Annotated in this window: 5 protein-coding genes; 1 reads left to right on the forward strand and 4 read right to left on the reverse strand. The window is 66.1% G+C overall.

Annotated elements, in window-relative coordinates:
* Window positions 1-967 (reverse strand): aliphatic sulfonate ABC transporter substrate-binding protein (locus tag JYJ84_RS26105; RefSeq protein ID WP_205189622.1); only part of this gene is annotated, 967 nt, incomplete at its 3' end.
* 344 nt (window positions 968-1,311) lie between these two features.
* On the opposite strand from JYJ84_RS26105, the gene JYJ84_RS26110 reads away from it, so the two are divergent.
* Window positions 1,312-2,742, forward strand: coding sequence for an MFS transporter (locus JYJ84_RS26110; RefSeq protein WP_175220982.1), 1,431 nt, complete (start codon window positions 1,312-1,314; stop codon window positions 2,740-2,742).
* Window positions 2,743-2,818: 76 nt separating this feature from the next.
* On the opposite strand, the gene JYJ84_RS26115 is transcribed toward JYJ84_RS26110, so the two are convergent.
* The 3 genes from JYJ84_RS26115 to JYJ84_RS26125 form a co-directional block, all read right to left on the reverse strand.
* The gene (locus JYJ84_RS26115; RefSeq protein ID WP_307872179.1) at window positions 2,819-3,397 is read right to left on the reverse strand and encodes an AAA family ATPase; all 579 of its coding nucleotides are present in this window, start codon (window positions 3,395-3,397) and stop codon (window positions 2,819-2,821) included.
* Between the two features lie 316 nt (window positions 3,398-3,713).
* Complete coding sequence (locus tag JYJ84_RS26120) at window positions 3,714-5,114, reverse strand: LLM class flavin-dependent oxidoreductase (protein ID WP_175220986.1); 1,401 nt, start codon at window positions 5,112-5,114, stop codon at window positions 3,714-3,716.
* A partial coding sequence (locus JYJ84_RS26125; protein ID WP_205189623.1) for an acyl-CoA dehydrogenase family protein occupies window positions 5,111-6,095 on the reverse strand: 985 nt, incomplete at its 5' end. The genes JYJ84_RS26125 and JYJ84_RS26120, both read right to left, overlap by 4 nt.

A 6,095-nucleotide genomic window follows, 5' to 3' on the forward strand; every position in this document is an offset into this window, starting at 1 on the left:
GCGCGAACGACGGATCGATCAGCGCATCGACGATCTTCGCGGGATCGACGCCGGGCTTGGTCAGCTGTTCGGCCGTCAGGATCGGCGCCGCGGCCTTCAGCGCCGCGCGTTGGGTATCGCCGGGAACGGGATGGCTGAAGTCGTTGCGTTGCAGCTGCAGTTTCGCCACCGGCAGCGAAACCTTCGATTCGTCGGCGACGATCTGCGCGGTATCGGCCGGATGCGCGACGATCCATTGGCGCGCGCGATCGTAGACCTTCAGCACACGCGTGACTGCCTGCGGGTACTGGCTGGCGAATGCGTCGCGGACATTCAGAAAACCATAGGTGTTGAACGCAACGTTGCGATAGAGCAGGCGCGCGCCGTCGTCGAGCTGCGCCGCGGCCATGTGCGGATCGAGGCCGGCCCACGCATCGACCTGGCCGTTCGCGAGCGCGGTGCGCCCGTCGGGATGCTGCAGGTTGACGATCTCGACGTCGTCGCGAGTCAGGCCGACCGTGTGCAGCGCGCGTAGCGTGAACAGGAACGGATCGGTGCCGCGCGTCGCGGCGATTTTCTTGCCCTTCAGGTCCGCGAGCGAGCGGATCGGCGAATCCTTGCGGACCACGAGTGCGGTCCACTCGGGGCGGGAGAACACGTAGACCGTATGGATCGGGTTGCCGTTCGCACGCGCGAGCACCGACGCGAGACCCGCGGCGGAACCGAAATCGACTGCACCGCTGTTCAGGTATTCGAGTGCGCGATTGCTGCCCAGGCTCAGCACCCAGCGGATTGACGTGCGGTCGGCCTTGAATTCGTCTTCGAGCCAGCCGAAGTGGCGGATCACCAGGCTTTCCGGCGAGTAGTACGCGTAGTCGACGCGGATCTCAGCGGGCGTCGCCGCGCGTGCTTGCACCGACACGAGGCTGGCGAACGCGGCAACGACGACGGCCGCGGCTTGCCATGCGCGGGACCAGGACAGCTTCATCGGGATTCTCCGGAAGGGCGGCAAGGTGCCGCGAACAGGCAGGGTGACCGGCTAATGTAACGAAGCAGCGGCGATCCGCGAACGAAGAAATCCGCGATTGAACATGTGCGTTGCTGCTAAGCGCGCGGCGAGCAACTTTATGACGCGGGCCGATTAATTTATCGATTTATATCGCTTGGGATAACGGGATCGGGAGAACAGAATGCCTGCTGCCGGAACGTGACGGCATCGCATGTCGGGAGGATCGCCGTCGCAGCGGATTCTCGCGGGTCACGCATGAGCACGTCCGGTTTGCGGCTTCATGTGGACATTGCCAGCTACTCGGCAGAAAACTAAGGAATGCGATGAGTTCGATCGATCTGAACGCCGTTCCCCCGGTGTCGTCGCCCATCCGCTCGGCAAGCGACGTCGCGCGCCTGATCAACACGGTGGACAGCTCGGTCAGCCATGCCCGGATGATCGTGCTGCTGGCGCTCGGCGGCGTGTTTCTCGATGCGTACGATCTGACGACGCTGTCCTACGGGATCGACGACGTGGCGCGCGAGTTCGGTCTGACGCCCGCTCTGACCGGCCTGGTCGGGTCGGCGATCATGATCGGCACGATCTTCGGCAGCCTGATCGGCGGATGGCTGACCGACAGGATCGGCCGCTATCAGGTGTTCATGGCCGACATGCTGTTTTTCGTGGTCGCGGCGATTGCGGCCGGGCTCGCGCCGAACGTCTGGGTGCTGATCGGTGCGCGCTTCGTGATGGGGCTCGGTGTCGGCATCGACCTGCCCGTCGCGATGGCGTTTCTCGCGGAATTCTCGAAGTTCAACGGTCGCGGCAACAAGGCGTCGCGGCTCGCGGCGTGGTGCCCGATGTGGTACGTGGCGTCCTCGGTCTGCTTCCTGCTGATCTTCGGACTGTATTTCCTGCTGCCTGCCGAGCATGCGGGATGGCTTTGGCGCGCGTCGCTGATCTTCGGCGCGGTACCCGCCCTCGTCATCATCCTGTTCAGGAACCGCTTCATGAACGAATCGCCGCTGTGGGCCGCGAACCAGGGGGACCTGGCCAATGCCGCGAGGATTCTGCGCGAGTCGTACGGGATTCACGCACATGAAGCGAAGGACGCTCCGCGCGCGCCGAGCCAGCCGCCCGTGCGCATTCGCGTGCTGTTCCAGCGCCCGTACCTGGGGCGCACGATCGTCGCCAGCGTGATGAACCTGTGCATCCCGTTCGAATACACGGCGATCGCATTCTTCCTGCCGTCGATCCTGTCGCAGTTTCTCGGCGCGGGCGTATTCGAAACGATCGCGGCGTCGCTGGCGCTGAACGTGCTGTTTGCGTTCACCGGCGGCTTGCTGGGCATGCGCCTGGCCCATCGCCATGCGTCGCGTCATGTCGCGATCGCCGGTTTCGCGCTCCAGTTCGTCGCGCTCGTCGCGCTCGCGCTGGCGGGGCATCCGCATGGCGCACTCGCGATCGGCTTCGTGCTGTTGATGCTCGGCACGTGGTTGTTCGCCGAAGGGTTCGGGCCCGGCGCGCAGATGATGATCTATCCGACGCTGTCGTATCCGGCAACGATCCGTGGCACCGGCGTGGGCTTCGGGCGGTCGCTGTGCGGCATCGGTCAGGCGCTGGCGCTGTTCGTGCTGCCGATCCTGCAGGCGCGGCTCGGCACGGACATGTTCTGGATCGTCGCGATCAGTGCCGCTACGCCGATCGTGTTCCTGTTGATCGTGCGCTACGAGCCGACGGCGCGGGACATCGACGACGACGAGGGCATTGCCTGAACGCAACCGGGAGCGCAACCACCGATTTCCCGCGTTCCGGCATCGGAAAAGTGGACTGCGGCTTCACGCAACCTGTTCATGCCACCGGCAACGCGCGAAGGATCTGATCGATGCATTGCTCGACGGACGTGAACGCTGTATCGATCTCGAGGTGCGGGCGATCCCACGCGTCGTAATCGCGATCGACGACTTCCTGCCATGTGGGCAACACGAGCCCCGCGGTGGTGGACTGCCGTGTTTCGACACGCTGTTGATGCTGCTGCCGATCGGAACAGACGATCTCGATCTCGAGCACGGGAACACCGATGCGCGCCGCGATGTTCCTGTATGCGTCTCGCGTCACCTTGAGCGGATTGACGGAATCGGCGACGACGGTTGTTCCGATCGCCAGATTGTCAGCGGCCACGCGGTAGCAGACCGCATAGCCGGCGCCGCCCATTTCAGCGCCCTCGGCTAGAACGCCCGACGTCCGGATCGCTTGCTCGATGGAGTCGATCCGAAGATAAACCGCCTTCAGGCGAACGGCCAGCCGGCTTGCGATCGTACTTTTCCCGGTGCCGGGTAACCCGCTGAAAGTGATCAACATGAGCGTGCCCTTTCTTGTCGACGTTCGTTGGTCCCTGCTCAATGCCGGGCCAACGCCGTCATTTTGCATCCGGCTTCAAATGTAAACAGCCGCTGGTCTGCGTCAACTTCAGCAGATGGCGGCATGCAATCATGCAAGGCGTTCGCGTGGGCAAGCGCACGGGTTGGCGAACGAGACGGTGGCCTGCATCGCCCGGACCGGACTGGATTCACCATCCCGGCGTGCCCGTGCGGGAGCAGAACGGGCTTGGCTGCTGTACCGGGCCTTGGCCGGAGGGAGGGGGACGTTCGCTCGCGCGGCGTGTCGAACGAGCGGCCTGGTGCAACGGGCCGCCGGGCGTCATGAAGCCGGCCCGCACGCGGGCCGACCAGCCGTCACATTGCCGTCACGCGTAGGCCGCCACCTGCTCGGCATCGCGCTTCACCTGCTCGATATCGCGAAACTGCGCGGCCGGATGTTCGTCCGGCAGCCGTGCCGATCCGCCGAACAGTTTCTCGCGCAGCGTGCCCGGCGCATAGCCGGTCGGATACACGCCGCGCCGCTGCAGCTCGGGAACGAGATAACGCACGACATCCTCGAAGGTTTCGTGCGCAACCGCATACGCGAGGTTGAAGCCGTCCACGTCGGTGGCGGCGACCCATTCCTGCAGGATGTCCGCGACGGTCGCCGCCGAGCCGACGAAGACCGGGCCCAGACCGCCGATGCCGCCCCAGGCCGCCAGCTCCTCGATCGTCCATGCGGTGTCGCCGCCCGCCAGGTGCTCGACCGCCGACACGATCGCATTCGTTTCGACGCGCCGGACGGGATCGTTCGGCGCGTACTGGCCGAAGTCGATGCCGGTCCAGCCGGACATGAACACCAGCGAGCCGTCATACGACACGTACTTGCGATATTCGTCGAACTTGGCCTGCGCCTTCTCGTCGGTTTCGTCGACGATCACGGTGACGAGGTTGTAGATCAATACCTTGCTCGCGTCGCGCCCCGCGGCGGTGGCCTGCGCGCGCACGTCGGCCACGTAGCGCGCGAGCTGCGGGCGGGTCGGCGCGGCGACGAACACGCATTCGGCGTGCTGCGCGGCGAACGTCTTGCCGGGACCGGACGCGCCGGCCTGGAACAGCACCGGCGTGCGCTGCGGCGACGGCTCGCACAGGTGGTAGCCGGGCACGTCGAAGAAGCGGCCCTTGTGGCCGATCTCGTGCACCTTCTCCGGATGCGTGAACACGCGGCCGTCGCGATCGCGCACCACCGCGCCGTCTTCCCAGCTGCCCTCGAACAGCTTGTACAGCACCTCGACGTATTCGGCCGCGACCGCATAGCGGTCGTCGTGCGTGCGCAGGCCGTGATCGCCGACGTTCTTCGCGCCGCTTTCGAGGTAGGACGTGACGATGTTCCACGCGAGCCGGCCCTTCGTGTGATGGTCGGCGGTCGACAGCCGGCGCGCGAACGTGTACGGATGTTCGAACGTCGTCGATGCGGTGATGCCGATGCCGAGATGCTCGGTCGCCATCGCGATCGGCGCGGCGAGCTGCAGCGGATCATTCACCGGGATCTGTGCGGCCTGGTGCAGCGCGTGGTAGTTGCTGCCTTTGTAGACGTCGTAGTAGCCGATCACGTCCGCGATGAAGATCGCGTCGAAAATCCCGCGTTCGAGCACGCGGGCGAGGTCGGTCCAGTAGTCGAGATCCTTGTACTGCCACGACCGGTCGCGCGGATGGGCCCACAGCCCGGGCGACTGGTGGCCGACGCAGTTCATCTCGAACGCATTGAAGCGGATGGTCTTGCTCATTGCGCGGCTCCTGTCTCTGCATGCGTGCTCGTGCTCGCACCCGTGCCGTTGCCGATCTGCCAGACGAACGGCGGCGTGCGCCCGTTGATGACCCAGTCGCCGACGATCCGCGCCTTGTAGACGAGCGGATTGTGCGACGACACGGTGCGCGCGTTGCGCCAATGGCGGTCGAGCGCCGTCGTGCTGCGGGTCGCGGACGCGCCGAGCGCATTGAACAGGTGCGTCGCCGCGCGCAGCACGAGTTCCGACACGACGAGCTGGCTCTGCGCGGATTCGATTTCGGCCGCGACGTTCGCATCGTGCTCGGCGGCTGCGTCGTCGCCGAAGTGCGCTTCGTAGGCCCGTTGCAGCGGCTGCGCGGCGCGCAGCGCGAGCGCGTCGGCCGCATAGGCCCACGACGCGATCTCGCCGATCACTTGCTGCAACTGGGCGTCGTCGGCCGCGCGCGGCGCGTTGCCGTGGCTGTACACGCGGGTCCGGCGGCGCACCAGGTCGCCCGCATCGCGCACGATCGCGTGGCCGATGCCGGCCAGCGTCGCGACGTGGAAGAGCTGGTAGAACGCGGTCTGGTACTTGAAGCGTCGCGCGAAGTCGATCACGTCCCGTGCGTCGACCGCCGCGTCCTCGAAGCGCGTGGTGCCGCTGCCGGTCGTGGTCTGGCCGAAGCCGTCCCAGTCGTCTTCGCGGATCACGCCGGGCTGCGCGGTCGCGACGGCGACGATCACGTCGCTGCCGTCGTCCGCACGTTGCGCGAACACGTCGATCCAGTCGGCGAACAGGCTGCCGGTGCTGTAGAACTTCCGGCCGTTCAGTACGAGCCGGCCGTGCTTTTCCGACACCTTCGTGATGGTCTGGCCGAGCGCCACGTCGCCGGTTTCGGTCCACGCATTGCCCACGAGCTGGCCGCTCGCGAAGCGGTCGAACCACGTCTGGCGATCGGCGTCGGGCGGCGCGTTCAGCCAGTCCTCGACGAACGCGAAG

This window comes from Burkholderia sp. LMG 13014, assembly GCF_905232215.1.
Taxonomy (GTDB): Bacteria; Pseudomonadota; Gammaproteobacteria; order Burkholderiales; family Burkholderiaceae; genus Burkholderia.

Coding starts and splice junctions, on each gene's coding strand:
- JYJ84_RS26110 (WP_175220982.1), top strand. CDS start 1,312: ATGAGTTCGATCGATCTGAACGCCGTTCCCCCGGTGTCGTCGCCCATC.
- JYJ84_RS26120 (WP_175220986.1), bottom strand. CDS start 5,114: ATGAGCAAGACCATCCGCTTCAATGCGTTCGAGATGAACTGCGTCGGC.
- JYJ84_RS26115 (WP_307872179.1), bottom strand. CDS start 3,397: ATGCAAAATGACGGCGTTGGCCCGGCATTGAGCAGGGACCAACGAACG.